Genomic DNA, 25,886 nt, shown 5'->3' with positions numbered 1-25,886 from the left:
CTCCTTACAGGGTACGGGCCACTTCCTTGACTTCAAAGAACTCGAGCTGGTCGCCCTCTTTGATGTCGTTGAAGTTCTTGAGCTTGATACCGCACTCGAAGCCTTCCTTGACCTCGCGCACATCGTCCTTGAGGCGCTTGAGCGACTCGAGTTCGCCGGTGTAGACCACCACGTTGTCGCGCAACAGGCGGAAGTGGGCGCTGCGGGTGACCATGCCTTGCGTGATCATGCAACCAGCCACCGTCCCGATCTTCGACGCCACGAACACGGTGCGGATCTCGGCCATGCCGATGACCTCTTCGCGCTTCTCCGGCGCCAGCATGCCCGACATGGCCGCCTTCAGCTCGTCCACCGCGTCGTAGATGATGTTGTAGTAGCGCAGGTCAACGTCGTTGCCCTCGGCCAGCTTGCGGGCGCCGGCATCGGCGCGCACGTTGAAGCCTATCACCACCGCACCGGAGGCAATGGCCAGGTTGACGTCGCTCTCGCTGATGCCGCCAACGCCCGCGTACACCAACTGCACGCGCACCTCGTCGGTGGAGAGCTTGAGCAGCGACGCCGACAGCGCCTCCTGCGAGCCCTGCACGTCGGCCTTGATGATGATGGGCAGGGTCTTGACCTCGCCCGCCGACATGTCGGCAAACATGTTTTCCAGCTTGGCGGCTTGCTGCTTGGCCAGCTTGGTGTTGCGGAACTTGCCAGCGCGATAGGTGGCGATCTCGCGGGCACGGCGCTCGTCGGCCATCACCATGAACTCGTCACCAGCCTGCGGCACCTCGGCCAGGCCCTGAATTTCCACCGGAATGGAGGGGCCGGCTTCCTTGGCGGGTTTGCCGTTTTCGTCCAGCATGGCACGCACGCGGCCAGAGGTCTGGCCAGCCAGCACCACATCGCCCACGCGCAGGGTGCCCGATTGCACCAGCACAGTGGCCACAGCACCACGCCCCTTGTCCAGGCGGGCTTCGATCACCAGGCCCTTGGCCATGGCGTCCACCGGGGCCTTGAGTTCCAGCACTTCGGCCTGCAGCAGCACCTGCTCCAGCAGGTCATCAATGCCCATGCCGGTCTTGGCCGACACGGCCACGAAGGGCGAATCGCCACCGAATTCTTCCGGCACCACCTCTTCTGCCACCAGCTCGGCCTTCACCTTCTCGATGTTGGCATCGGGCTTGTCGGCCTTGGTCATGGCGACCACGATGGGAACGCCAGCCGCCTTGGCGTGCTTGATGGCTTCCTTGGTCTGCGGCATGACGCCGTCGTCGGAGGCACAGACCAGAATCACGATGTCGGTGGCCTGGGCACCGCGGGCACGCATGGCCGTGAAGGCCTCGTGACCCGGGGTGTCGAGGAAAGTGACCATGCCGCGGGGCGTGTTCACGTGGTAGGCGCCAATGTGCTGGGTGATGCCACCGGCTTCGCCAGCGGCCACCTTGGCGCGGCGGATGTAGTCGAGCAGCGAGGTCTTGCCGTGGTCCACGTGGCCCATGACAGTGACCACCGGCGCGCGCGACATGGCCTCGGCCTGCTGGCCCTGCACTTCTTCTTCGGTGAAGGCCTCGGGGTCGTCCAGCGCGGCCTGAATGGCCTTGTGGCCCAGCTCTTCCACCAAGATCATGGCGGTGTCCTGGTCCAGCGACTGGTTGATGGTGACCATCTGGCCCAGCTTCATGAGCTGCTTGATCAGCTCGGACGACTTCACCGACATCTTGTGCGCCAGCTCGGCCACCGTGATGGTCTCGGGCACGTGCACTTCGATTTGCTTGAACTCGGCGGGGGCCTGGAAGTTGCTGGCGCCCTGATCGCGGGAATCGCGGTCGTTGCGACGGCCCTTTGGACCACTGCGCCAGTTGGAACGACCAGCAGAGGTGTCGCCGCGGGTCTTGATCTCTTTCTTCTTGGCCGCGTCGTCCTTCCAGGTGGAGGACAGGTTCTCCGACTTAACTTCCTTCTTGCCTGCCGCACCCGCAGCGGCGCCGGCCGTGGGCGTGGCCGGCGCAGTGGTCGTGCCCTTGGCCGCTGGCGTGCCTGCAGGCTTGTGCAGCGTGCCCTTGAGGCCTGCGGCCGGTTCGGGCTTCTTGGCCACGAGTGTGCGGGCCGGCGCCGACATCATGGCGCGAATGCTGGCTGCCTCGGCTTCGGCCTTGCGGCGTCGCTCCAGCAACTCGGCAGCGCGCTGCTCTTCAGCGCGCTTGAGCTCGGCCGCCTTGGCAGCTTCCGAATCGGCCTTGGCCTTCGCGGCCGCATCGGCCTGTGCCTTGGCGGCGACGTCCACGGCGGGCGCGGGTGCCGGGGCAGGAGCGGCGGCAACGGGGGACGATGCCTGTGCCTTGGCGGCTGCGGCCTTGGCGGCTTCGGCCTCTGCCTGAGCCTTGGCTTCGGCTTGCGCCTTCGCGCGCGCCTCGGCCTCTGCGGCGCGGGCTTCTTCCTCTTCGCGCAGGCGGCGCTTTTCGGCCAGTTCTTCTTCCTGGCGGCGCAGCAACTCGGCCTGGCGGCGGGCTTCTTCCTCGCGGCGGGCCAGTTCTTCCTGGGCGATCACGTCAGCAGCAGGGGCTGCCGGCGCTTCAGCGGCCTCAGGCACGGCGACCTCGTCGTCGCGCTTGATGAAGGTGCGCTTCTTGCGGACTTCCACCTGAATGGTGCGGGCGCGCCCGGTGGCGTCGGCCTGTTTGATCTCTGAGGTCGACTTCTTCACCAGGGTGATCTTCTTGCGCTCGCCGCCAGCCGTTCCGTGGCTGGCCTTGAGGTAACCGAGCAGCTTTTGCTTGTCGGTTTCGGTAATCGGGTCAGACCCGGCGTTCTTGGGCACCCCGGCTGCGGAGAGTTGCTCCAGCAGGACGGAAGTGGGTTTGCTCAGCTCGGCGGCCAATTCTGCGACGGTGGTACTGGTCATAGGTTCTGTGCTCCGTGGGCCTCCGGTGATCAAGACTGGGACGAGGCGTCATCACCGGAGAACCAGTGAGCGCGGGCCTGCATGATCAAGGCGGTGGCCTCTTCCGGCGTCTGGCCGGTGATGTCGGTGAGCTCGTCGGTCGCCAGATCGGCAAGCTCGTCGCGGGTGTGGATGCCGGCTTCTGCCAGCTTGGCGATCAGCTCGGGGGTGATGCCTTCCAGGTCTCGCAGGTTCTGCGACACCTCTTCCACACTCTCCTCACGGGCGATTTCCATGGTCAGCAGCGCGTCCTTGGCTCGGGTGCGCAACTCGTTGACCGTCTCTTCATCGAAGGACTCAATCTCCAGCATTTCCTGCAGCGGAACATAGGCCACTTCTTCCAGGCTGGTAAACCCCTCTTCGATGAGGATGTCGGCGATTTCCTGATCGACGTCGAGCTTGGCCATGAAGAGCTTGCGGATGCCGTCGGCTTCCTCTGCCTGCTTCTGGGCCGACTCGTCGGCGGTCATGATGTTGATGCGCCAGCCGGTGAGCTCGGAGGCCAGCCGCACGTTCTGGCCACCACGGCCGATGGCGATGGCCAGGTTTTCCTCGTCCACCACCACGTCCATGGCGTGGCGCTCTTCGTCCACCACGATGGACTGCACGTTGGCCGGGGCCAGCGCACCGATGACGAACTGGGCCGGGTCTTCCGACCACAGCACGATGTCCACGCGCTCGCCAGCCAGCTCGTTGGTGACGCCGTTCACACGCGAGCCGCGCACACCCACGCAGGTGCCGATGGGGTCGATGCGCTTGTCGTGGCTGAGCACGGCGATCTTGGCGCGCGAACCCGGGTCACGGGCGCACTTCTTGATCTCCAGCAGGCCTTGCTCAATTTCGGGCACCTCCTGGCGGAAGAGTTCGATCATGAACTCGGGCGCCGAGCGCGACAGCAGGATGGGGGCGCCACGCAGGGTGAGGTCCACGTCCATGATCATGGCGCGCACGCGGTCACCGGTGCGGAAGTTTTCCTTCGGGATCATCTCGCTGCGCTTGAGGCGGCCTTCGACGCGGCCGCTCTCCACAATGAGGTCACCCTTGTCCATGCGCTTGACGGTGCCCACGAAAACCTTGTCGCCACGCGACATGAAATCGTTGAGCAACATCTCGCGCTCGGCGTCGCGGATGCGCTGCAGGATCACCTGCTTGGCGGCCATCGCGCCGATGCGGCCGATCGGCACGCTTTCCACCGGCTTCTCGATGTAGTCACCCTCTTCGATGTCGGGGATGTCCTCACGGGCATCGCTCAGCAGCTCTTCTGCATCGGGGTTCTGCAGGCCGGCCGAATCGGGCACCACCAGCCAGCGCCGGAAGGTCTCGTAGGCGCCGGTGTCCGGGTCCATTGCGACACGGATGTCCACCTCGCCGCTGTAGAGTTTCTTGGTGGCCGAGGCCAGGGCCTGCTCAACAGCACCCAGCACGATATCGCGCTCGACGTTTTTCTCGCGAGAGATCGCATCGATCAGCATCAACATTTCGCGGTTCATTTCACTCGCCCACCTTTCCGGATGACTCTTTTCTGGTTCATGTGCTGGGTTCACTCGCTGGCATCGGCCGCCGGCGCTCCCTTGGCCTGACGGCCTTTGAAATTCACGATCGGGGCCAGGCGCGCCTGCTGCACGTCGGCCAGCGCGAAGGTCAGCGCTTGCAGAGGCGCGGCCGCGCGCTTCTTGCTCACCCGCTGCCCAGGTTTGCGCTCAGGCTCGTCGCTCCAGACGATCTGCCACTGCACCCCATCGGCGGCACGCTCCAGCGTGCCGCGAAACTTCTTGCGATTGGCCGCCACCGCGCCGCCCGTGGCGCCAATGGGCGCCTTGAGGGTGACGTCAATCACCTCGCCCTCGAAGCGCTGGAGATCGGCCTCGTGTCGCAGGGGCCGGTCAATGCCCGGCGAGCCGACTTCCAGGCGGCGGTAGTCCACGTTTTCCACTTCCAGCAGGTACTGCAACTGGCGGGTCACGCGCTCACAGTCTTCCACCGTGACAAAGCGATCTTCGACAGTCGCCTCACCGGGAACCGGCGGCTGCCAGGGCCAGTCGATCGTGACACGCAACAAGCCGCCGGCAGAGCGTTCGAGGTCCACCAGGTCAAAACCCAGTCCGGTGACGGTTTGCGCGACGATGTCTTGCCAAGCCATTGAGTGCGTGTTCGTGGTCGAAAGTAAGGAAAACGTTAGGCCAAAAAAAAAGGGCCGGTAGTTACCCGCCCATTTGGTCGTGAAGCGCGCATTGTAACGCGCAAGACAGCGGTTTGCCAAGCCGCCCTGCGGGATTACATGCCCAATATCCACTGAATCAGGTTCTTGGCCAGAAACCCGAGCATGCCAAAGGACAGCACCATGAACAAGACAAAGGTGCCGAACTTGCCCGCCTTCGATTCGCGCGCGAGATTGAAGACGATGAACAGCATGTACAGGATGAAGGCGCCCACCCCGAAGGTAAGACCGAACTGGGCGATCTGGCCTTCTGTGTAACCAAAAAGCGTTCCCTCCATGTCAGCTCTCCTGCCCGCTGATGTCGCGGTAGGCGTGCCAACTGGCGTGGGCGACCACGGGAATCGCCACGATCAGACCAGCCAAGGCCAACGCCATGCCCAGCACCACCAGCAAGCCAATCACCACCGCCCAAAGCACCAGAGGCGCCGGATAGGTGGCCACTGCGCGCCAACTGGCGCCAACGGCCACGTGCACGGGCACTTTCTTGTCCACCAGCATGGGCAAGGCCACCACGGTGGAGGCATAGACCGGCGCGGCGAGCAAGGCGCCCTGCAGCAGCCACACCTCAAACAGGCCCACGTCCGGGCGCAACACCACGTGCCGCAGGAAATCCACTGGCTTCAAGATGGGGACGTCAGACGCCACCGTGATCAACCCCGCCGAGGTCAACACCCACCCGGTACCCGCCAAGCCCAGCAGTAGGCCGAAGCGCACCAGTCGCCCATCGCCCGACCGCCACAGCGCCACCACCTCGGGCATGCCAATGCAGCGCCCTGCCTCGCAGGCACGGCTGACGGCATATAGCCCCGTGGCCACGATGGGGGCCACGATCAGAAAGCCCGAGAAGGCCCCCGCCAACAGCCAGAACCGCTCGTGCGCCAGCATCAGCAGCAGACCGCCGAAGGCGGTGACCAGCAGCCCGTGCACCAGGCCAGGAATGGGGTTGCGGCGCAGGTCAGCCCAACCCAGGGCCAGCCAGCGCAGCGGTGAAAACAAGGTAATGGGAGGGCGCGTGCTCATCGGGCGATTGTCTCACCCGCGACTGCGCCCACACCTTCACGCCACGGTGGTCTCAGGCCGCCGCCTGCACCAGCAACTGGGTGTAGGGATGCTGTGGCCGCTCCAGGATGGACAGCACAGGCCCGGCCTCCACCACCTCGCCGTCTTTCATCACGATCACGTCGTGGGCCATGGCGGCGATCACCGCCACGTCGTGCGTGATCAGCAGGTAGGCCAAACCGCGCTCGCGCTGCAGGCGCTGCAACAGTCCCAGCACCTGCTTCTGCACTGTCACGTCCAAGGCGCTGGTGGGCTCGTCCAGCACCAGCAGCTCAGGGTCCACCACCAAGGCGCGTGCAATGGCCAGGCGCTGGCGTTGGCCGCCAGAGAACTCGTGCGGGTAACGCGACAGCCAGGGCGCAGCGTCCTCGGGCTGCGCAGCCAGGCCAACGTCCACCAGGGACTGCAACACGCGCTGGCGTCGCTGTTCGGCATTGAGCCCCGGGTGGTGAATGCCCAGGCCCTCGCCCACGATCTGCTCAATGGTCATGCGTGGCGACAAGGACGAGAACGGGTCTTGAAACACCACCTGAACGCGTTGGCGAAGCGCGCGGGTGCCGCCGCCTCGCTCTGCCGAGGCCCAGTCGGTGCCCGCCACTTGCAGTTCGCCGCCGTGCGGCAGCAGACCCAGCGCAGCCAAGGCCAAGGTGGACTTGCCCGAACCTGATTCGCCCACCACGCCCAGGGTGCGCCCCTTGCCCAGGCGCAGATCGGCGCCCTTCACCGCCACGAACTCGCCACGGCGGAACCAGCCGCGCAAACCAGGCAGAGGCACCGGATAGGCCACGCGCAGTTTTTGCGCCGCCAGCACCGGCGTTGAAGCCACAGGCAGTGGCGACTCGTCCACCAGGCGCTCGGGGCGGCTGCTGAGCAGCATCTGGGTGTAAGGATGCTGAGGAGCCGCAAACACCTGCGCCACCGGGCCAGCCTCCACCAAGTGGCCCCTCTCCATCACGGCCACCCGGTCGGCGAAGCGCCGTACCAGCGGCAAGTCGTGCGTGATGAGCAGCACCGCCATGCCATGCTGGCGCTGCAGGTCGGACAGCAGGTCCAGCATCTGCAGGCGCAGGCTCACGTCGAGCGCGGTGGTGGGCTCGTCGGCGATCAGCAGCTTGGGCTGCGACGCCAGCGCCATGGCGATCATGGCCCGCTGGCGTTGCCCGCCACTGAGCTGGTGCGCATAGGCCCTGGCGCGGCGGGCCGGCTCGGGAATGCCGGTGGCGGCCAGCCATTCCACCGCCCCCGCCCAGGCCTGCTTGGCCGTGAGGCCACGCTTGAGCTGCAGCACCTCGGCCACCTGCTGGCCCACGGTGTACAGCGGGTTCAGCGAGGTCATGGGCTCTTGAAAGATCACCGACACCTCGTCGCCACGCACAGCGCGCAGGCCGCGCTCGCTCAGGCTCAGCAAGTCCTGGCCATTCAGCAGCGCCCTGCCCTGCACCTGGGCATCGGGCACGAGTTTCAGGAGCGACAGGGCCGACACAGTCTTGCCCGAGCCGGACTCGCCCACGAGTGCCAGCTTTTCGCCTTCGGCAATGGTGAAGCTCACCCCATGCACCACAGGCTGGCCATTGAAGGCGACGGTGAGGTTCTGAACGTCGAGCAGGCTCATGGGGTGTCAGGCGTCTTGCTTGCGGGGGTCCAGCGCGTCTCGCAGGGCATCGCCCATGAAGGTGAGCAGCAACAACGTGACCACCAAGACGGCGAAAGTGGAAATGGAGATCCACCAGGCGTCGATGTTGTTCTTGCCCTGGCTGAGCAATTCGCCCAGCGACGGGGTGCCGGGCGGCACGCCCAGGCCGAGAAAATCCAGTGAGGTGAGCGCCAGGATGGCCGCGCTCATGCGAAACGGCAGAAAAGTGACCACCGGGGTGAGGCTGTTGGGCAGCACGTGCCGCCAGATGATCTGCCAGCGGCTCAGGCCCATGGCACGGGCAGCGCGCACGTAGTCGAGTTGCCGGTTGCGCAGGAACTCTGCGCGCACGTAATCGGACAGGCCCATCCAGCCAAACAGACTCAGCAGCACCAGCAACAGGCCGACACTGGGGGCGAACACGGCGGAAAAAATGATCAGCAGGTACAGCTCGGGCATGGAGCCCCAGATCTCGATGAAGCGCTGGAAGGCCAGGTCGGTCTTGCCGCCAAAGAAGCCCTGAATGGCGCCGGTGATCACGCCCAGCACCACGCCGATGGCCGTGAGCGCCAGGCCAAACAGCACGCTCACCCGAAAGCCGTACACCAGCTGCGCCAGCAGATCGCGACCGCGGTCATCGGTGCCCAGCCAGTTGGCCGCACTCGGTGGCGAGGGGTTGGGCTTCTCGGCGAAGTAGTTGATGGTCTTCGCGCCATAGGGATTGAGCGCATAGAGCGCCCAGTTGTCCCCCCGGGTGATCTGCTCGCGGATGAAGGGATCGAGGTAGTCGGTGGGGGTGTCGAAGTCACCGCCGAACACCGTCTCGGGGAAATCTTGCACCAGCGGGAAATAGGTCTTCCCGTCGTAGCGCACCACCAGCGGCCGGTCGTTGGACCACAGCTCGGCCGCGAGACTACCCAGCACCAGGGCCACGAACAGCACCAGGCTCCAGAAGCCCAGGCGGTTGCGCCGAAAGCGCAACCAGGCGCGGCGCGAGGGTGAGAGCGATGCGGAGCTGGCCATCAGTCGAACTTCACGCGTGGGTCGACCCACACGTAGCAAAGGTCAGAGATCAGCTTGGTCACCAAGCCGATCAGGGTGAAGAGAAACAGCGTGCCCAGTACCACGGGGTAGTCGCGGCGAATCACGCTCTCGTAGCTGAGCAAGCCCAGGCCATCGAGCGAAAACAGCGTTTCAATGAGCAGCGAACCGGCGAAAAACGCGCCGATGAAAGCCGCCGGAAAACCCGTGACGATGGGGATGAGCGCGTTGCGAAACACGTGCTTCCACAGCACCTGCCGCTCACTCAAGCCCTTGGCGCGGGCGGTCATCACGTATTGCTTGCGAATCTCCTCCAGAAAAGCATTTTTCGTGAGCATGGCGGTAACGGCGAAGCTCCCCAGCACCATGGCCGTGACGGGCAAGGTGATGTGCCAGAGGTAGTCCACGATGCGCGCGCCCCAAGACAGCTCTTCCCAGTTGGATGAGGTCAGGCCGCGCAAGGGAAACCACTGCAACTGCCCGCCAAAGATCACCAGCAGCGCCACGCCCAACACGAAACCCGGGATGGCGTAGCCCACCAGAATGATGAGGGTGGTGAGCAGGTCAAAGCGGCTACCGGCGCGAACCGCTTTGGCCACGCCCAGTGGCACTGCCACGCCGTAGCTGATGAAGAAGGTCCACAGCCCCAGGGTGATGGACACCGGCAGTTTCTCCACGATCAGGTCGGACACCGCCTTGTTCTGGAAAAAGCTGGTCCCCAGGTCAAAACGGGCGAACTGTCCCAGCATCTGCCAAAAGCGCTCGTGCGCCGGCTTGTCAAAGCCGTAGAGCGCCTTGATCTGCTCCAGCCGCTTCGGGTCCACGCCCTGCCCGCCCCGGTACACCGCTCCGCCCTCGGCGCCCGCAGCGCCGCCTGCGGCCCGCGCCTCGGCCAGGTATTGCTCCACGGGGCCACCTGGCACGAACTGGATCACCACAAAGGTGAGCAGCAGCACGCCCAGCAGCGTGGGGATCATGAGCAGCAAGCGCTTGAGGATGTAGACCCACATGGCGATTCACCCCCTCCAGAAGAATGGATGCCAGGCCTGACGCGCTGCTGCCGGCGCGGGGGATCCAGCCAAGGGCACCCGAAGAACGGGCTCCGCCCGGCCAAAGGGTGCGTCCCCCCATAGGGGGGAAGACGCGAAGCGGCGCAGGGAGGAATTCATTTCATCGACCACCAGGTATCAATGGCCCAGGTTTCGCCGCTGGCGTAAGGCGGCATCTGGGCCGGGCGCGCCAAGCGCCAGGCGTTGTAAGCGATGCGGTGCGTGGAAGCCGACCACTGCGGAATGAGCACGTGGCTGTGGCTCACCGCGCGGTCGAGCGCGCGGCAGGCGGCAAGAAAGTCAGTCCGCTGGTCGGCGCTGCTCATGCGCCGGATCAGGTCGTCCACCGCCGGGTTGGCCAGGCCGCTGAAGTTGCCCGAGTCCGGCATCTTGGCCGCTTGCGAGCCAAACAAATCGGCGTACTCGGCGCCGGGGTTGTGCGTGCCACCAAAGGCGAGAGAAACGATGTCGAAATCAAACGTGCGCAGGCGTTGCTGGTAAAGGGCAAAGTCCACCGGGCGAAACCGCAGCCGCACGCCCAGTTTTTCCAGGTTGCGCGTCCAAGGCGACACCACGCGCACCCCGGTCTCGGCGCTGTCCAGGTATTCCAGTTCCAGCGCCTTTCCCTGCGCGTTGCGCAGCACGCCGTCCTGCACCGTCCAGCCCGCCTCACGAAGCAAGGCCTGGGCGCGGCGCAGGTTCTGCCGCAATGAACTGTCGCCATCGGTTCGAGGGGCTTTGTAGGCCGGGCCAAACACGGCCGGGGGCAGTTGGGCACGCCAGGGCGTGAGCAATGCCAGTTCGTCCGGGCCGGGTTCGCCCTTGGCCTGGCAGTCGGTGTTGCCAAACAGGCCCTCCACCCGTTGGTAGGCGCCGTAGAACATCTGGCGGTTCATCCACTCGTAGTCCAGTGCCAGCCCAAGGGCCTCGCGCACGCGGATGTCGTCCAGCGGCGGGCGGCGCGTGTTGAGCACGTAGCTCTGAAAGCCCGTGGGCAGGCGGTGCTGGAACTCGCCCTTCACCAGCTCACCGGTGTCGAACCGCTTGCCGTTGACCCGTCGCGCCCAGTCACCGGCCGAGAAGAAGCGCATCAGGTCAAACTCGCCGGCCTTCAAGGCTTCCAGCCGCGCGGTGCTGTCCTTGTAGATCTTGACCGTGATGCGATCGAAGTTGGCCGTGCCCCGGCGCACGGGCAAATCGCGCGCCCAGTAGCCCGGGTCTCGCACATAGGTGATGTCTTTGCCAAACACCACCGGGCCGATCGTGTAGGGGCCGCTGCCAATGGGGATGTCGGTCACCACCTGGTCAAAGGTCTTGCGCTGGCCGGTCTTCGGGTCAATCTGGTTGCCCCAGTCGCGGCTGAACACCGGCAGCCCGCCCACCGTGAGGGGCAGTTCGCGGTTGGGCTTCTTGAAACGGTAGCGCACCACCCGCTCACCCAACACGTCCAGACCCGCCACGTCTTGCAGAATGGTCTTGAAGGCCGGCGAGGTGTGTGGGCCCATCAGCGTGTCGTAGCTGTGCTTCACATCAGCGGCCAGCACCGGCGCGCCATTGTGAAAGCGCGCGGTGTCGCGCAGCTTGAAGGTGGCCGAGAGCCGATCGGGCGCCACCTGCACGTCTTCGGCCAGCAGCCCGTAGGCCGCGCCGGTCTCGTCCAGGGCGCCGGTCAGCAGCGAGTCGAACATCAAGTCCGACAGGTAGGCCGGTGCGCTGCCGCGCAGGGTGAAGGGGTTGTACTTGTCGAAGGTGCTGGTGCGCAGGTTGCTGACCAGGCGCAGCTCGCCCCCCTTGGGCGCCTGCGGGTTCACGTAGTCGAAATGCGTGAATCCAGCGGGGTACTTCAATTCACCCCACAGGGCGTAACCATGCGCCGCCCACACGGTCGGCGCCAGCGCCGCCACACAAAGGGCCATAAGTCGCGCGGGCAGTCGGGGGCGGGGAAGCTGCATGCGACAATTCTCACGCAATTTTTTCTGGAGATTCAAAGATGGGTTTTCTCGCGGGCAAGAAGCTGCTGATCACTGGCGTGCTGTCCAACCGTTCCATTGCCTATGGCATTGCCAAGGCCTGTCACGAGCAAGGCGCCGAGTTGGCCTTCAGCTATGTGGGCGAGCGTTTCAAGGACCGCATCACCGAGTTTGCAGCCGACTTCGGCTCTAACCTGGTGTTCGACTGCGACGTGGGCGATGACGCCCAGATCGAGCGTCTGTTCGCCGACCTGTCCAAGACCTGGCCCAAGTTCGACGGCTTTGTGCACGCCATCGGCTTTGCGCCGCGCGAGGCCATCGCCGGCGATTTCCTCGATGGCCTGTCGCGTGAAGCCTTCAAGGTGGCGCACGACATCAGCGCCTACAGCTTCCCGGCCATGGCCAAGGCCGCCCTGCCCTACCTGAACGACAGGTCGGCGCTGCTGACCCTCTCCTACCTGGGCGCGCTGCGCTCCATTCCCAACTACAACACCATGGGCCTGGCCAAGGCCAGCCTGGAGGCCTCGGTGCGCTACCTGGCCGAATCGCTGGGCCCCAAGGGCATGCGCGTCAACGGCATCAGCGCCGGCCCCATCAAGACCCTGGCTGCCAGCGGCATCAAGGGCTTCGGCAAGATCCTGTCGGTGGTGGCCGAGACCTCGCCGATTCGCCGCAACGTCACCATCGAAGACGTGGGCAACGTGGCCGCCTTCCTGCTGTCTGACCTGTCGGCCGGCATGAGCGCCGAAATCGTCTACGTGGACGGTGGCTTCAACAACGTGGTGGGCGGCATCGCCGAAGCACCCCAGGCCTGATACCCAGCAGACGCCACCAAAACAAAGGCCCCGCATGCGGGGCCTTTGTTGTTGGGAACGGAGCGCGGGCTCAGCCCTTCTTCACACAATCGGCGAAGTAGGCCTTGCGGCCATCGGCGCCCACCACCTCCACCAGACCGTGGATGTCGGTCTCGAAGCCAGGGCACTGCTGGTTGAACTCGCGGGCGAACTTCAAGTAATCGACGATCTTCTTGTTGAACACCTCGCCCGGGATGAGCAGCGGAATGCCAGGCGGGTATGGCGTGACCAGGCTCGTGGTGATGCGGCCTTCCAGTTCGTCGATGGGCACGCGCTCGGTGGTGCGCTGGGCGATGTGCGCAAACGCGTCGCTGGGCTTCATGGCCGGCGTGAGGTCGCTCAGGTACATCTCGGTGGTCAGGCGCGCGATGTCGTAGCGGGCGTACAGCTCGTGCACGTGCTGGCACAGGTCGCGCAGGCCCATGTGCTCGTAGCGCGGCTGCTTGGCGCAGAACTCCGGCATGATGCGCCACATCGGCTGGTTCTTGGCGTAGTCGTCCTTGAACTGCTGCAGCGCGGTCAGCAGCGTGTTCCAGCGGCCCTTGGTGATGCCGATGGTGAACATGATGAAGAAGCTGTAGAGGCCGGTCTTCTCCACCACCACGCCGTGCTCAGCCAGGAACTTGGTGACGATGGACGCCGGAATGCCGGTTTCACCAAAGCTGCCGTCCAGGTTCAGACCGGGGGTGACGATGGTGGCCTTGATCGGGTCTAGCATGTTGAAGCCCGGCGCCATGTCGCCGAAGCCGTGCCAATCGCGCTCGGTGGCCACCTCGTCGTTCTTGCGGTTGAGCACCCAGTCTTTGGCTTGGCCAATGCCCTCGTCGGCCAGCTGGTCGGGGCCCCACACCTGGAACCACCAGTCGTCGGCGCCGAATTCGGCCTCCACCTTGCGCATGGCGCGGCGGAAATCAAGCGCCTCCAGAATGCTCTCCTCCACCAGTGCGCGCCCACCGGGCGGCTCCATCATGGCCGCGGCCACGTCGCAGCTGGCGATGATGGCGTACTGCGGGCTGGTGCTGGTGTGCATCAGGTACGACTCGTTGAACAGATGCCGGTCGAGCTTGACGTTCTGCGAGTCTTGCACCAGCACGTGGCTGGCCTGGCTGATGCCAGCCAGCAGCTTGTGGATGGACTGCGTGGAATACACCACCGACTCTTTCGGCCGCGCCCGCTTCTTGCCCATGGCGTGGTAGTTGCCGTAGAAGGGGTGGAAGGCCGCGTGCGGCAGCCAGGCCTCATCGAAATGCAGGTTGGCGATGTAGCCGTCAAGCATCTCCTTGATGGCCTCGGTGTTGTAAAGCACGCCGTCGTAGGTGGACTGCGTGAGCGTCAACACCCGGGGCTTCACGGCCGCGGCGTCCACACCGGCCAGCAGCGGGTTGGCGCGGATCTTGTCCTGGATGGCCTCGATCTCGAACTCGCTCTGCGGGATCGGTCCGATGATGCCGTAGTGGTTGCGCGTGGGCTTGAGGAAGACCGGGATCGCGCCCGTCATGATGATCGAGTGCAGGATGGACTTGTGGCAGTTGCGGTCCACCACCACCACGTCGCCCGGCGCCACCGTGTGGTGCCACACCATCTTGTTGGAGGTGCTGGTGCCGTTGGTGACGAAGAAGCAATGGTCGGCGTTGAAGATGCGCGCCGCGTTGCGCTCAGACGCGCCAATGGCGCCGTTGTGGTCGAGCAGCTGGCCCAGTTCTTCCACCGCGTTGCACACGTCGGCGCGCAGCATGTTCTCGCCAAAGAACTGGTGGAACATTTGCCCCACGGGCGTCTTCAGAAAGGCCACGCCACCCGAATGCCCTGGGCAGTGCCAGGAATACGAACCGTCTTCGGCGTAATCGAGCAGCGCCTTGAAGAACGGTGGCTGAATGCCCTCCAGGTAGCTCTTGGCTTCGCGGATGATGTGGCGCGCCACGAACTCCGGCGTGTCCTCAAACATGTGGATGAAGCCGTGCAGTTCGCGCAGGATGTCGTTGGGCAGGTGTCGGCTGGTCTTGGTCTCGCCGTAGATGTAGATGGGCACATCGGCGTTCTTGCGGCGCACCTCTTCGATGAAGCTGCGCAGGTTCAGCACCGCCGGGTCCAGTTCGGGGCCCGGGGTGAACTCCTCGTCGTCAATGGACAGGATGAAAGCGCTGGCCCGGCTTTGCTGCTGGGCGAACTGCGACAGGTCGCCATAGCTGGTCACGCCCACCACCTCGAAGCCCTCGGTCTCGATGGCCTGCGCCAGGGCGCGAATGCCCAAGCCCGAGGTGTTCTCGGAGCGGAAGTCCTCATCGATGATCACGATGGGAAAACGAAATTTCATGGCAGCCTCCTGTCGCGCCGGCCCATTGCAAAAAAGAAAAGGCCCGGCGACGCGGTGCCGCCAGGCTCGGGCCGAAGTGTACGGAAATCCGCGCCGCTGTGGTCCAGACGTGCCATCTTTTTGTCGCAGAATGTCCCGCCAGGGCGACAGCCGTCGCCCATCAAAGGGAAGGACACATGACAGACACAACCTGGTGGTGGCTGCTGGCCGGATCGGCCGTGGCCCTGGAGCTTTTCACCGGCACTTTTTACCTGCTGATGGTGGCCATTGGCCTGGCCGCAGGCGCCGTGGCCGCCCACCTGGGGCTGGCCCTGGCCTGGCAGCTGGTCAGCGCCGCGGTGGTGGGATCGGCCGCCGTGGTGGGCTGGACGCTGGTGCAGCGGCGGCGGCCCCAGCGCACGGCCCGCGCCGAGCGCAGCGTGAACCTGGACATCGGTGAGCAGGTGCACGTTGATGCCTGGCAGGCCGATGGCACCGCCACCGTGAAATACCGTGGCACCCAGTGGACGGCCGTGCTTCGTTCGGGTGAACCGCCCCAACCGGGTCTCCACCGTGTCACCGAACTGGTGGGCAACCGCCTGATCGTCGAAAAAACCCCTTCATCCAACTGAATTGCACGCCATGGAAATCGCCATTCTTCTGCTCGTCATCGCCGCCATCTTCATTACCCGGTCCGTGAAGGTGGTGCCCCAGCAGCACGCCTGGGTGGTGGAACGCTTGGGCAAGTACCACACCTCGATGGCGCCGGGCCTGAACTTCATCGTGCCCTTCATCGACAAAGTGGCCTACCAACACAGCCTGAAGGAAATTCCGCTGGATGTGCCCAGCCAGGTGTGCATCACCCGCGACAACACCCAACTGCAGGTGGACGGCATCCTGTATTTCCAGGTCACCGACCCCATGCGCGCCAGCTACGGCTCGTCCAACTACATCGTGGCCGTGACCCAGCTGGCACAAACCTCGCTGCGCTCGGTGATCGGCAAGCTGGAACTCGACAAGACCTTTGAAGAGCGCGACATGATCAACGCCCAGGTGGTGGCCGCCATCGACGAGGCCGCGCTGAACTGGGGCGTGAAGGTGCTGCGCTACGAGATCAAGGACCTGACGCCGCCGAAGGAAATCCTGCACGCCATGCAGCAGCAGATCACGGCGGAGCGCGAAAAACGCGCCCTGATTGCCGCCTCGGAAGGCCGCCGCCAAGAGCAGATCAACATCGCCACCGGCGAGCGCGAAGCCTTCATCGCCCGCTCCGAGGGCGAGAAGCAGGCGGCCATCAACAACGCGCAAGGCGAAGCCGCGGCCATCACCGCTGTGGCCGAGGCCACGGCCCAGGCCATCGAGAGAGTGGCCGCCGCCATCCGCCAGCCCGGCGGCGAACAGGCGGTTCAACTCAAGGTGGCCGAGCGCGCGGTGGACGCCTACGCCAAGGTGGCCGCTGACGCCACCACCACGCTCATCGTGCCCAGCAACATGACCGAGGTGTCCACCCTCATCGGCTCGGCCATGAAGATGGTGGGCGCCACGGGTAAAGGTTCCTGATGGAAACCGGCGCCTACAACGTGCTGGGCGAGCCGCTGGTGCCCTGCTCGTACGACCCGCTCACCGGCTACTTTCGCGACGGCTGTTGCCGCACCGATGAGTCCGATCACGGTACTCACGTGGTGTGCGCCCGCGTGACCGAGGCGTTTCTGTCGTTCTCGCTGGCGCGGGGCAATGACCTCATCACCCCGCGTCCCGAGTGGCGCTTTGCCGGGCTGCGTCCCGGCGACCGTTGGTGCCTGTGCGTCAACCGGTGGTTGGAAGCCCTGCAAGCCGGTGTGGCGCCACCGGTGGTGCTGCAAAGCACTCACGACAGCGCATTGGCCTATGTGTCGCTGGACGTGTTGCGCCAGCACGCCTGGGCGCCACCAAGTTCTTCGCAGCGAACCGGCTGAACCGAGCAAATCCCCTGCTACAATGTCGAGCTTCGCGGAGAGGTGGATGAGCGGTTTAAGTCGCACGCCTGGAAAGCGTGTGTGGGCTAATCCCCACCGCGGGTTCGAATCCCGCCCTCTCCGCCAACAAACACACCCAACAACAAACCCTCTCAGGTGCAATACCTGAGAGGGTTTTGTTTTGGTGTCTTGGTGTTTTGGGCATTCGAGCGGCTGGCGGGACCAGTCGCTCGAACACGTCACTCAGCGCACCTTGCCCAGGGCGCGCAACACCTTCTGCGGCGTGATGGGTTGTGAGAACACGTGCGCGCTGAAAGGGGCGATGGCGTCGTTGACGGCGTTCATCACTGCCGCCGGCGCACCGGCCGTGCCGGCCTCGCCCGCGCCCTTGGCGCCCAGCTTGGAGCTGGCGGTGGGCGTCTGCACGTGGGCCACCTCGATGTCGGGCATCTCCGATGACATGGGCACCAGGTAGTCGGCCATGCTGGCGTTGACCATCAGGCCCTGGTCGTCGTAGAGGCATTCTTCGAACAGCGCACCGCCAATGCCCTGCACGATGGCACCGCGCATCTGCTCGTCCACCAGCATGGGGTTGAGCACGCGGCCGCAGTCTTCCACCGCCCAGTGCTTGAGCAGCTTCACGAAGCCGGTGTCGGGGTCCACCTCCACATACGAGGCCTGAACGCCGTTGGTGAAGATGAAGGGGTAGTCGCGCTGCGCGTAGTGGCGCGTCACCATCAGCTCAGGCGTGAAGTCGGCCGGCAGCGTGTCGGAGCGGAAGTAGGCGATGCGGCCCAGTTCGGCCAGCGGCAACAGTTCTTCGCCGGTGGCAGCGTCCACGATGCGACCACGGCGCACGGCCAAACCACTGCCCTCGCGCTTGAGGATGACCGCCGCCACCTTGACGATGTTCTCGCGCAGCGCCTGGCCAGCCAGCAGCACCGCCTCGCCGCCCACACCGGCCCCGCGCGATGCCCAGGTGCCGCCACCGTAGGGCGTGACATCGGTGTCGCCGGTGACGATGCGCACCTTCTGGATGTCCACGCCCACCGCGTCGGCCGCGATCTGGCGGTAGATGCCTTCGGTGCCCTGCCCTTGTTCGCCCACCCCCACCAGCACGGTGATGTCGCCCTCGGGGTCAAGCCGCATGGTGGCGCCGTCTTGCGAGGCGATGCGCGCACCGCCCACGCCGTAGAACGCGGCGCTGGGGTTGGTGAGTTCGATCACGGTGGCAAAGCCAATGCCGCGGTAGATGCCCTGTTTGCGCAGCGCGGCCTGCTCGGCGCGCAAGGCGTCGTAGTTCATCAGCTCGCGCAGCTTCTTCAGGCTGGCCTGGTGCGACAGGATTTCCAGCTTGATGCCCGAGGCACCCGCCGTGGGGTAGGCGTCGTCGGGAATGACGTTGAGCTCGCGAATCGTCAGCGGGTCCATGCCGATCTTCTGGGCGGCCAGGTCCACCAGGGCCTCGGTCACCGCGCAGGCAATCGGGTGGCCCACGCCGCGGTACTGGCAAGTGGGCGTTTTGTTCTGGAACACCACGTTGAGCTTGGCGCGGTAGTGCTTGTGCTTGTAGGGGCCACCCACCAGGTTGACCACCTGGTTGCCTTCGATGGCGCTGGTGCGCGGGAACATGGAATACGGCCCGATGCCGGTGAGGTCAACCATGTCGAAGCCCAGAATCTCGCCGTCGCGGTTCACCGCAATGCGGGCCTTGACCTCGTGGTGGCGGGCGTGGATGTCGCTGGTGAAGCTCTCCAGCCGGTCGGCCACGAACTTCACCGGGCGGCCCAGCATGATCGACAGGGCCACGGTGGCGAAGTCGTCCGGGTAGGCGTGCACCTTGATGCCAAAGGAGCCGCCCACGTCTTTGCAGACCACGCGAATGGCGTTGGCCGGCAGGTCAAACTGGCGGCCGTAGAGGTCTTGCATCATGTGCGGCGCCTGGAACGAGTGGTAGACCGTCAGGCGCTGCTCGGCCGGGTTCCAGTGGGCGATCTGGGCACGTGGCTCCAGCGTCACGCCGGTGTGGCGGCCGAACTCGAAATCGATTTCGGCGACTTCGTCGGCCTCGGCAAACACGCGGTCCACCTCGCCCACGTCCAGGCTGCGGGTGAAGCACAGGTTGTCACCCAGCTCGGGGTGAATCAGTGGGGTGGTGGCATCCAGCGCGGTGGACATCTCGGTGGCCGCCGGCAGCTCTTCCCAGTCCACCGTGATCAGGGCCAGCGCGTCTTCGGCCTGGGCGCGGGTTTCGGCCACCACGGCCACCACCGGCTCGCCCTGCCAGCAGGCGCGCTCCACCGCCAGCGGGTACTGCGGGGCCGATTTCATGCCGGCCAGGTGGCCCAGCACCGCCACCCAGGGCTTGCAGACCTTGGCGATGTCGTGGCCGTCTGCCACCATCAGCACGCCCGGCATGCCTCGGGCTTCGTCGGCGTGGATCTTCTTGATGCGCATGTGCGCCACCGGGCTGCGCCAGAAGGCCACGTGGGCCATGCGCGGCAGCTCGATGTCGTCCACGTACTGACCCAGGCCTTGCGTCAGGCGCTCGATGCCGCCGCGCGGCACGGTGGCGCCGATGTAGCGCGGGTCTTCGGTCACCGGGGTCAGCGGGCGGGGCTGTTCCACACCCGGCTCCAGGTTCAGGATGTCGCGTTTCATGCCTTGGCCTCCTGGCGTTGTTGCAGCACCTCGCAGATGGCGTCCACGATGGCGTGGTAGCCGGTGCAGCGGCAGTAGTTGCCCGAAATCCATTCGCGCACCTCGGCGCGGGTGGCTTGCGGTTGCGTCTCGACCAGTTCCTTGGCCGCCATCAACATGCCCGAGGTGCAGAAGCCGCACTGCAGCGCGTTGCGGCGCACAAAGGCTTCCTGCAGGTCGCGGATCACGCCGCTGCGGCTCACGCCTTCAATCGTCTGCACTTCGCCGCCGTCGGCCTGCACGGCCAAGGTCAGGCAGCCGCGCACGATGTGGCCATTGAGTTCCACCGTGCAGGCACCGCACACGCCGTGTTCGCAGCCCAGGTGGCTGCCCTTGAGGCCGAGGTCTTCGCGCAGAAAGTCCACCAGGTGGGTGCGGGGCTGCACGCTGCACTGGCGGCGTTCACCGTTGACGGTGACTTGGATGGGATAGAGGTCTGCCATGGGAATGTCCTTCGGGTGGCTCAGGCGGCAAGGGCGCCGTGGGTGGCGCCGTTCATGAGGCGCTGCAGCAGCACGCCAGCCAGGTGGCGCTTGGTGTCCGGGCTGTTGGTCAGGTCGGGCAGCGGGTCGATCGAGTCGCGCAGCGCCTGCACCGCCTGGGCGATCAGCGCCGCATCGGGCGTGCGCCCCTCCAGCACGGCCTCGGCGGCGGGAACACGCAGGGGCGTGGCGTCCACGCCCAGCAGCACCACGCGCACATCGCGCAGCACGCCCGCTTGCCGTTTCGCGGTGGCGGCCAAACCGACGATGGCGTAGTCGCCATGGCGGCGGGCCAGTTCCTGAAAACCGAACCAATGGTCAGGGCCCGCCACGGGCAGTTCACTGGCCACCAACACCTCATCGGGTTCCAGTGCGGTGGCGTAGAGGCCCTGGAAAAAGTCATCAGCGGCGATGCGACGCTCGCCCTTCGGGCCACGCGCCACCACCGTGCCACCAAGGGCCAGCAGGCAGGTGGGCCACTCGGCCGCCGGATCGGCATAGGCAATCGAGCCACCCCAGGTGCCACTGTTGCGAATGGCGCGGTGCGCAATGTGCGGCGCGGCGGCCTTCAGCAGCGGCGCGTGCTGCGCCACCAGCGGGCTGTGCTCGATGTCGCTGTGGGTGGCCAGCGCGCCGATGCGCAACACATTGCCCTGCAGGCCGATGCCGCGCAGGGCATCGATGCCGGTGATGTCGATCACCAGGCGCGGCTCGGACAGCCGCATGTTGAGCGTGGCCATGAGGGTCTGGCCACCCGCCAGCAGGCGGGCGTCGTCGCCATGCGCTTGCAGCAGCGACAGCACCTCATCAAGCGAGCGCGGTTTGATGTAATCGAAGGCAGCGGCTTTCATGGGCGGTCCTCAGGAATGCAACAGGGAAGCGATCCACACGCCGAAGCCAGTGGACAGGGCGCCCAGGGCGAACCACAGCACGCGCAGGCTTTCGGGCGTGGGGGCCGGCGCGGGGGCAGCCGGGCGGGTGGCCACCGTCGGGGTGAAGGAGGGGGTGGCCGGGGCGACCGCCGGCGAAGACGCGCCCGCCTCTGGTGCCGCCGGGGTTGGTGCCTCGACCGCTGCGGGGGCTTCGGGCTCGGCTGCCGCTGCGCCCGCCGGCTCGGCCATGAGGCCATTGAAGGCGGAGAAGAACTGGTCGGCCATCTGCTTGGCCGCGGCATCAATCATGCGGCCGCCCACCTGCCCCAGCTTGCCACCCACCGAGGCCTGGGTGGTGTAGCTCAGGCGCGTGCCGCCAGCCTCGTCGGCCAGCACCACATTGCTGTGGCCCTTGGCCATGCCGGCCGCACCGCCTGAGCCCTCGAAGTTCAGCGTGCAGCCCTCGTTCGCGCGCACGTCCTCCATGCGAATGTGGCCAACAAAGCGCGCCCGCACCGGACCCACTTTCACGGCCACACGGGCGGTGCGTTCGGTGGGGCTGGTGGCCTCCATGGCCTCGCAGCCCGGGATGCAGCGCACCAGCACCTCTGGGTCATTGAGTCCTGCCCACACCTTCTCACGCGGTGCGGCGATCAGGATGTCTCCTGTCAATTCCATGTCTTGGATCCTCGGGTTTTCACGGGTGTTTTTGTTTACCAGGCGGTTAACAATGGTACGAATCATTGACCACTGGGTAAATAGTGTGCGCATCCAGACAAACCCTGAGCAGGTCGCCCAACCCGAATCCGTGACCCCTGAAACCCCTGCTCGCCGGCGCATGGGCGTGGCCGAACGCGAGCGACACATCCTCGACGGCGCCATTGCCTTCTTCGCCGAACACGGTTTCGGCGGCCAGTTGCGCGACTTGGCGCGCAGCATTGGCGTGACCCACGCCCTGCTCTACCACTACTTCCCCACCAAGCAGGCGCTGGTGGACCGCGTGTACCTTGAGGTGTTCGAGGGCCGCTGGCGCGCCGAGTGGGACAACCTGCTCGATGACCCCGACATCAGCGTGGAAGACAAGCTCACCGCCTTCTACGCCGAGTACGTGAACATCACACTCTCCAAAGAGTTCGTGCGCATCCTGGTGTTCTCGGGCCTGAGCGACCACACCATCACCGACCGCTTCTTCGCCATGCTGCGGGTGCGCCTGTTTCCGCGCCTCATCCGCGAGACGCGCCGTTTCCGCAACCTGGTCAGCCGCGCACGCCCCACCGAGCGCGAGATGGAGCTGCTCATGGGCCTGCACGGTGGCTTCTTCTACATCACCATGCGGCGCTGGATCTACGCACAAGACGTCTACAGCGAAGCCCAGCACGAGGGCTACGACGAGGCCCTGGTGCGCGACCGCGTGCGCGCCTACCTGATCGCCAGCCGCGAGTTGTTCGCCCCCACCGCCGAAGCGCCGGCCGCGGCCCGCAAGAAGGCCGCCCGCAAGCCATGAGGCAGTCACCCACCCTGTTCGATAAGGCCGGTGCGGGAACACCGGCATCACGCCAACCCGGCTGAACCCACAGCCACAGCCATAACCACCCACCGAGGAGACAACATGAAGATCACGAAATTCGCCATGGCCAGCCTGGTCGCGCTCGGGGCCACGGTCACCGTCGGTTCGGCCTTCGCGCAGCAGCGCGTCACCGTCAACATCGGCTCCAGCCACCCCACCACCAACATCTGGGCCTTCGCCATGAAGGAGGTGTTCCAGCCCGAGGTGGACCGCATCCTCAAGGAAGGCGGCGGCAAATACGAGGTGCGCTGGCGCGAAAACTACGGTGGCACCCTCTACAAGTTCACCGACACCCGCGCCGCCGTGCGAGACGGCATCGTGGACGTGGGCATGGTGGGCACGGTGTGGGAAAACTCCGCCATGCCGCTGCAGAACGTGACCTACTTCACCCCGTTCGCCACCACCAACCATGAGCAGCTCATCGAAATCTTCGACAAGCTCAACGCCACGGTGCCCGCCCTGAAAGACAGCTGGGCCGCGCAGAACATGGTGCCGCTGTCGTCGCTGATCACCGACAGCTACGACATCTACGCCAACTTCCCCGTCACCAACATGGAGGCGCTGAAAAACAAGCGCATCAACGCGCCCGGCACCTCGGCCAACTGGCTGCGCGACACCGGCGCCACCCCGGTGGACGGCGCGCTCACTACCTACTACACCAACATCCAGACCGGCGTGACCCAGGGCGCCCTGTCGTTTGCCAGCGGCATCGGCCCGGCCCGCGTGTACGAAGTGGCCAAGCACCTCACCCGCATCGACATTGGCGCCATGTACTTCGGCAGCGTGGCGGTGAACAAGAAGTTCTTCGACAAGTTGCCCAAAGAGGTGCAAGACGCCATGCTCCAAGCCGGCAAGGCCACCTCCAAGGCCCACGGCCAGCACGTCACCAAAACCGCCAATGCCGCGCTCGACACCATGAAGGCCGCCGGCCTGCAGATCACCGAGCTGCCGCAGGCCGAGAAGGCCAAGTGGGTCAACAGCCTGCCCAACCTGGTGGCGCCCTGGCTGCAAACCACCGGCGACAGCGGCAAGCAAGTGCTCAAGGCCTACTTCGACGAGCTGCGCGCCCGTGGCGTGAAGCCGCTGCGCGACTGGGAAGCCCAGAACCGCTGAAGCCCTGATACGCCCCAACCACAACATTTCTCAGGGACAGCCCTCCGCCGCTTGGCCCACGCGCCAGCGGCGGATTTTTTGACCCACCTCCTGCGGGTGAACCGTGCACAACGAACCTGACTTCGCCAGCGAAACCCCCGCGGTCGCCGGCCTGACCAATCCCCTGCAAGGGCTGGCCAACGTGCTGGCCGCCATCGGCACCGTCTGGATCTTCGCCATGATGTTGCTGGTGGTGGCCGACGTGTTGGGCCGCAACTTCTTCGACGCCCCCATCACCGGCGTGGCCGAATTCGCCGCCCGCTCGGTGGCCTCCATCGTCTTCCTGCAGTTGGCGTCCGCCGTCTGTTCAGGCCGCATGACGCGCAGCGACTTCCTGCTGCAGTTCATCGCCAAGCGCTCCACGTCGGCGGTGAAGGCGCTCGACGTGTTCAACGTGGTGGTCGGTGCGCTGCTCTTCGCGGCCCTCGCCGCCATTGCCTGGCCCGAGCTGGCCGAGGCCTACCAGACAAAGGAATACATGGGCGTGCAAGGCGTGTTCACCGTGGTGACCTGGCCCTTTCGCGCGCTGATCGTGCTGGGCTCAGCCGTGGCCGCCGTGGCCTACCTCGGCTGCATCCCGTCTTTGCTGCGCCAACCCACCGTTCAAGGAGCTTCCGCATGAGCGAACTCGCCCTGGGCGGGCTCCTGATTGGAGCCCTGGTCTTTCTGGTGCTCATTGGCCTGCACATCGCGGTGGCCCTCACCGCCGTGGGCTTCGCCGGCATCTGGCTGATGCGCGAAGACCTGGAAATGGCCATGCGCCTGCTGTACCTGTCGGCCTACAACGGCGTGGCCGATTACATCTTCGCCACCATCCCGCTCTTCGTGCTCATGGGATTGCTGGTGTCCATTGCCAACGTAGGCAAGGACACGTTTGACGTGGCCGAGGCCATGCTGCGCCGCATCCGGGGCGGCCTGGGCGTGGCCACGGTGGCCGCCAACACGGTGTTCGCCGCCGTGACCGGCGTGTCCATCGCCTCGGCGGCGGTGTTCACCCGCGTGGCCGTGCCCGAAATGGCGCGCCACGGCTACCGCACCAGCTTCGCCGCCGGCACGGTGGCCGGCAGCTCGGTGCTGGGCATGATGATCCCGCCCAGCCTGCTGATGATCATCTACGGCGTGCTGGCCGAGCAGTCCATCGGCACCTTGTTCGTGGCCGGCGTCATCCCGGGCTTTCTGCTGGCGGTGGCCTTTGCCGTGATGATCATGCTCATGGCCCGCTTCACCCCGCACCTGGTGTTTGACCTCAAGCGCCAGGCCGCGATTGCGGCCGAACGCAGCACCGTGCGCATGCTGAGCACCGGCGAGATGCTGGGCAAACTGGTGCCGATTGCCGCCCTGGTGGCCCTGGTGCTGGGTGGCCTCTACACCGGCTTCTTCACGCCCACCGAAGCGGGCGGCGTGGGCGCCTTCGGTGCTTTCGTGATCGCCATCCTGCGGCGCAAGCTGGGCGGCGGCAACCTGTGGCGCGTGCTCACCGAAACCGGCGCGGTGTCGGTGGGCATCTTGATCCTGCTGGTGGCCGCAGGCTTCTACAGCCGCATGCTCTCCGTGGCCGGCGTGCCAGTGGCCATCAGCGACCTGGTGCAAGACAGCGGCTTCGGGCCCTACGGCTTCCTGCTGGTCTATGTGCTGATCCTGCTGCTGCTGGGCATGATCCTGGACAGCAGCTCCATCCTGCTGATCATGACGCCCGTGGCAGTGCCGATCGCGGCCGACCTCGGCTTCAACCTCATCCAGTTCGGCGTGCTCACCGTGCTGGCGGTGGAAATTGGTCTGCTCACGCCGCCCTTTGGCATCTCGGTGTTCACCGTCAAGTCCACCCTCAACGACCCCAAGGTCTCGGTGGAAAGCATCTTCGCCGGCTCGCTCCCCTTCGTGGGTGTGATGCTGCTGGTGCTGCTGCTGGTGGCCATCTTCCCCTGGATGTCGCTGGCGCTCACCTGAACCAGCGCCCCTCAGGCTTGCCCCTGCCACCGGCTGGCAGGGGCCGCCAGCCGCCGGTGAGCCAACCGGCGCCCTCACCCCAGACCTAGCCCAACTTGGTGTGCGCTCCGGGCACCGAGTGCCTACCTCGGCCATCAACGCGCACTCCCCCGGCGGCTCGGCCTG

At 65.6% G+C, this 25,886-nt stretch carries 22 protein-coding genes and 1 tRNA gene; 9 read left to right on the top strand and 14 right to left on the bottom strand.

Translation table 11 applies throughout. The annotated features are described in order from the left end of the window. Positions 1–4 precede the first annotated feature (4 nt). From infB to ACE3RQ_RS11035, 9 genes are all read right to left on the bottom strand, one after another. Positions 5–2,890, bottom strand: a complete 2,886-nt coding sequence (infB, locus tag ACE3RQ_RS11075) for a translation initiation factor IF-2 (protein ID WP_374522042.1) — start codon at positions 2,888–2,890, stop codon at positions 5–7. A gap of 29 nt (positions 2,891–2,919) precedes the next feature. Next, positions 2,920–4,419: a transcription termination factor NusA gene (gene nusA / locus ACE3RQ_RS11070; protein ID WP_374522041.1), complete on the bottom strand. Its 1,500-nt coding sequence runs from the start codon at positions 4,417–4,419 to the stop codon at positions 2,920–2,922. Between the two features lie 50 nt (positions 4,420–4,469). Continuing rightward, positions 4,470–5,069, bottom strand: a complete 600-nt coding sequence (gene rimP / locus ACE3RQ_RS11065; RefSeq protein ID WP_374522040.1) for a ribosome maturation factor RimP — start codon at positions 5,067–5,069, stop codon at positions 4,470–4,472. Positions 5,070–5,203: 134 nt separating this feature from the next. Continuing rightward, a complete protein-coding gene (locus ACE3RQ_RS11060; protein WP_374522039.1) occupies positions 5,204–5,425 on the bottom strand; it encodes a DUF2788 domain-containing protein in 222 nt (73 codons plus the stop codon). 1 nt (position 5,426) lies between these two features. Beyond that, positions 5,427–6,167 carry a DUF2189 domain-containing protein gene (locus ACE3RQ_RS11055; RefSeq protein ID WP_374522038.1) on the bottom strand — a complete coding sequence of 247 codons (741 nt, stop codon included), beginning with the start codon at positions 6,165–6,167 and terminating at the stop codon, positions 5,427–5,429. Positions 6,168–6,219: 52 nt separating this feature from the next. Next, the gene (locus ACE3RQ_RS11050; protein ID WP_374522037.1) at positions 6,220–7,818 is read right to left on the bottom strand and encodes an ABC transporter ATP-binding protein; all 1,599 of its coding nucleotides are present in this window, start codon (positions 7,816–7,818) and stop codon (positions 6,220–6,222) included. A 6-nt stretch (positions 7,819–7,824) separates the two neighbouring features. Then, positions 7,825–8,862, bottom strand: a complete 1,038-nt coding sequence (locus ACE3RQ_RS11045; protein WP_374522036.1) for an ABC transporter permease — start codon at positions 8,860–8,862, stop codon at positions 7,825–7,827. Next, positions 8,862–9,890 (bottom strand): microcin C ABC transporter permease YejB, encoded by a 1,029-nt coding sequence (locus ACE3RQ_RS11040; RefSeq protein WP_374522035.1) that lies wholly within the window; start codon positions 9,888–9,890, stop codon positions 8,862–8,864. The genes ACE3RQ_RS11045 and ACE3RQ_RS11040 overlap by 1 nt, the downstream gene beginning before the upstream one ends. A gap of 155 nt (positions 9,891–10,045) precedes the next feature. Beyond that, positions 10,046–11,881 carry an extracellular solute-binding protein gene (locus ACE3RQ_RS11035; RefSeq protein ID WP_374522034.1) on the bottom strand — a complete coding sequence of 612 codons (1,836 nt, stop codon included), beginning with the start codon at positions 11,879–11,881 and terminating at the stop codon, positions 10,046–10,048. Between the two features lie 38 nt (positions 11,882–11,919). On the opposite strand from ACE3RQ_RS11035, the gene fabI reads away from it, so the two are divergent. Beyond that, complete coding sequence (gene fabI, locus ACE3RQ_RS11030; protein WP_374522033.1) at positions 11,920–12,714, top strand: enoyl-ACP reductase FabI; 795 nt, start codon at positions 11,920–11,922, stop codon at positions 12,712–12,714. Between the two features lie 70 nt (positions 12,715–12,784). Here fabI and ACE3RQ_RS11025 read toward each other — a convergent pair whose 3' ends face one another. Then, the gene (locus ACE3RQ_RS11025) at positions 12,785–15,067 is read right to left on the bottom strand and encodes an Orn/Lys/Arg decarboxylase N-terminal domain-containing protein (RefSeq protein WP_374522032.1); all 2,283 of its coding nucleotides are present in this window, start codon (positions 15,065–15,067) and stop codon (positions 12,785–12,787) included. Positions 15,068–15,243: 176 nt separating this feature from the next. On the opposite strand from ACE3RQ_RS11025, the gene ACE3RQ_RS11020 reads away from it, so the two are divergent. The 4 genes from ACE3RQ_RS11020 to ACE3RQ_RS11005 all read left to right on the top strand — a co-directional run bounded on the left by ACE3RQ_RS11020 (position 15,244) and on the right by ACE3RQ_RS11005 (position 17,127). Then, complete coding sequence (locus tag ACE3RQ_RS11020) at positions 15,244–15,678, top strand: NfeD family protein (RefSeq protein WP_374522031.1); 435 nt, start codon at positions 15,244–15,246, stop codon at positions 15,676–15,678. Between the two features lie 10 nt (positions 15,679–15,688). Further along, complete coding sequence (locus ACE3RQ_RS11015) at positions 15,689–16,606, top strand: SPFH domain-containing protein (RefSeq protein ID WP_374522030.1); 918 nt, start codon at positions 15,689–15,691, stop codon at positions 16,604–16,606. Then, positions 16,606–17,001 (top strand): DUF2237 family protein, encoded by a 396-nt coding sequence (locus ACE3RQ_RS11010; protein WP_374522029.1) that lies wholly within the window; start codon positions 16,606–16,608, stop codon positions 16,999–17,001. The genes ACE3RQ_RS11015 and ACE3RQ_RS11010 overlap by 1 nt, the downstream gene beginning before the upstream one ends. Before the next feature lie 36 nt (positions 17,002–17,037). After that, positions 17,038–17,127: transfer RNA gene (locus tag ACE3RQ_RS11005), tRNA-Ser, on the top strand. A gap of 117 nt (positions 17,128–17,244) precedes the next feature. On the opposite strand, the gene ACE3RQ_RS11000 is transcribed toward ACE3RQ_RS11005, so the two are convergent. From ACE3RQ_RS11000 to ACE3RQ_RS10985, 4 genes are read right to left on the bottom strand one after another with little or no spacing between them, the layout of a single operon-like run. After that, positions 17,245–19,662, bottom strand: coding sequence for a xanthine dehydrogenase family protein molybdopterin-binding subunit (locus tag ACE3RQ_RS11000; protein ID WP_374522028.1), 2,418 nt, complete (start codon positions 19,660–19,662; stop codon positions 17,245–17,247). Then, positions 19,659–20,144 carry a (2Fe-2S)-binding protein gene (locus ACE3RQ_RS10995; RefSeq protein ID WP_374522027.1) on the bottom strand — a complete coding sequence of 162 codons (486 nt, stop codon included), beginning with the start codon at positions 20,142–20,144 and terminating at the stop codon, positions 19,659–19,661. Before ACE3RQ_RS10995 ends, ACE3RQ_RS11000 begins: the two co-directional genes overlap by 4 nt. 20 nt (positions 20,145–20,164) lie before the next feature. Then, positions 20,165–21,034: a xanthine dehydrogenase family protein subunit M gene (locus tag ACE3RQ_RS10990; RefSeq protein ID WP_374522026.1), complete on the bottom strand. Its 870-nt coding sequence runs from the start codon at positions 21,032–21,034 to the stop codon at positions 20,165–20,167. 9 nt (positions 21,035–21,043) lie between these two features. After that, on the bottom strand, positions 21,044–21,733 hold the full coding sequence (locus ACE3RQ_RS10985; protein WP_374522025.1) for a CoxG family protein: 690 nt from the start codon (positions 21,731–21,733) through the stop codon (positions 21,044–21,046). Positions 21,734–21,863: 130 nt separating this feature from the next. On the opposite strand from ACE3RQ_RS10985, the gene ACE3RQ_RS10980 reads away from it, so the two are divergent. The 4 genes from ACE3RQ_RS10980 (at position 21,864) to ACE3RQ_RS10965 (ending at position 25,721) form a co-directional block, all read left to right on the top strand. Further along, a complete protein-coding gene (locus ACE3RQ_RS10980) occupies positions 21,864–22,559 on the top strand; it encodes a TetR/AcrR family transcriptional regulator (RefSeq protein ID WP_374522024.1) in 696 nt (231 codons plus the stop codon). A 105-nt stretch (positions 22,560–22,664) separates the two neighbouring features. Next, positions 22,665–23,735 carry a C4-dicarboxylate TRAP transporter substrate-binding protein gene (locus ACE3RQ_RS10975; protein ID WP_374522023.1) on the top strand — a complete coding sequence of 357 codons (1,071 nt, stop codon included), beginning with the start codon at positions 22,665–22,667 and terminating at the stop codon, positions 23,733–23,735. 103 nt (positions 23,736–23,838) lie between these two features. Next, complete coding sequence (locus tag ACE3RQ_RS10970; RefSeq protein WP_374522021.1) at positions 23,839–24,396, top strand: TRAP transporter small permease subunit; 558 nt, start codon at positions 23,839–23,841, stop codon at positions 24,394–24,396. Continuing rightward, positions 24,393–25,721 carry a TRAP transporter large permease gene (locus tag ACE3RQ_RS10965; RefSeq protein ID WP_374522020.1) on the top strand — a complete coding sequence of 443 codons (1,329 nt, stop codon included), beginning with the start codon at positions 24,393–24,395 and terminating at the stop codon, positions 25,719–25,721. Before ACE3RQ_RS10970 ends, ACE3RQ_RS10965 begins: the two co-directional genes overlap by 4 nt. The last annotated feature ends 165 nt before the right edge of the window (positions 25,722–25,886 follow it).

The sequence above is a fragment of the Hydrogenophaga sp. genome (assembly GCF_041913525.1).
GTDB lineage: Bacteria > Pseudomonadota > Gammaproteobacteria > Burkholderiales > Burkholderiaceae_C > Hydrogenophaga.
This window is presented reverse-complemented; position numbering and strand designations above follow the sequence as displayed.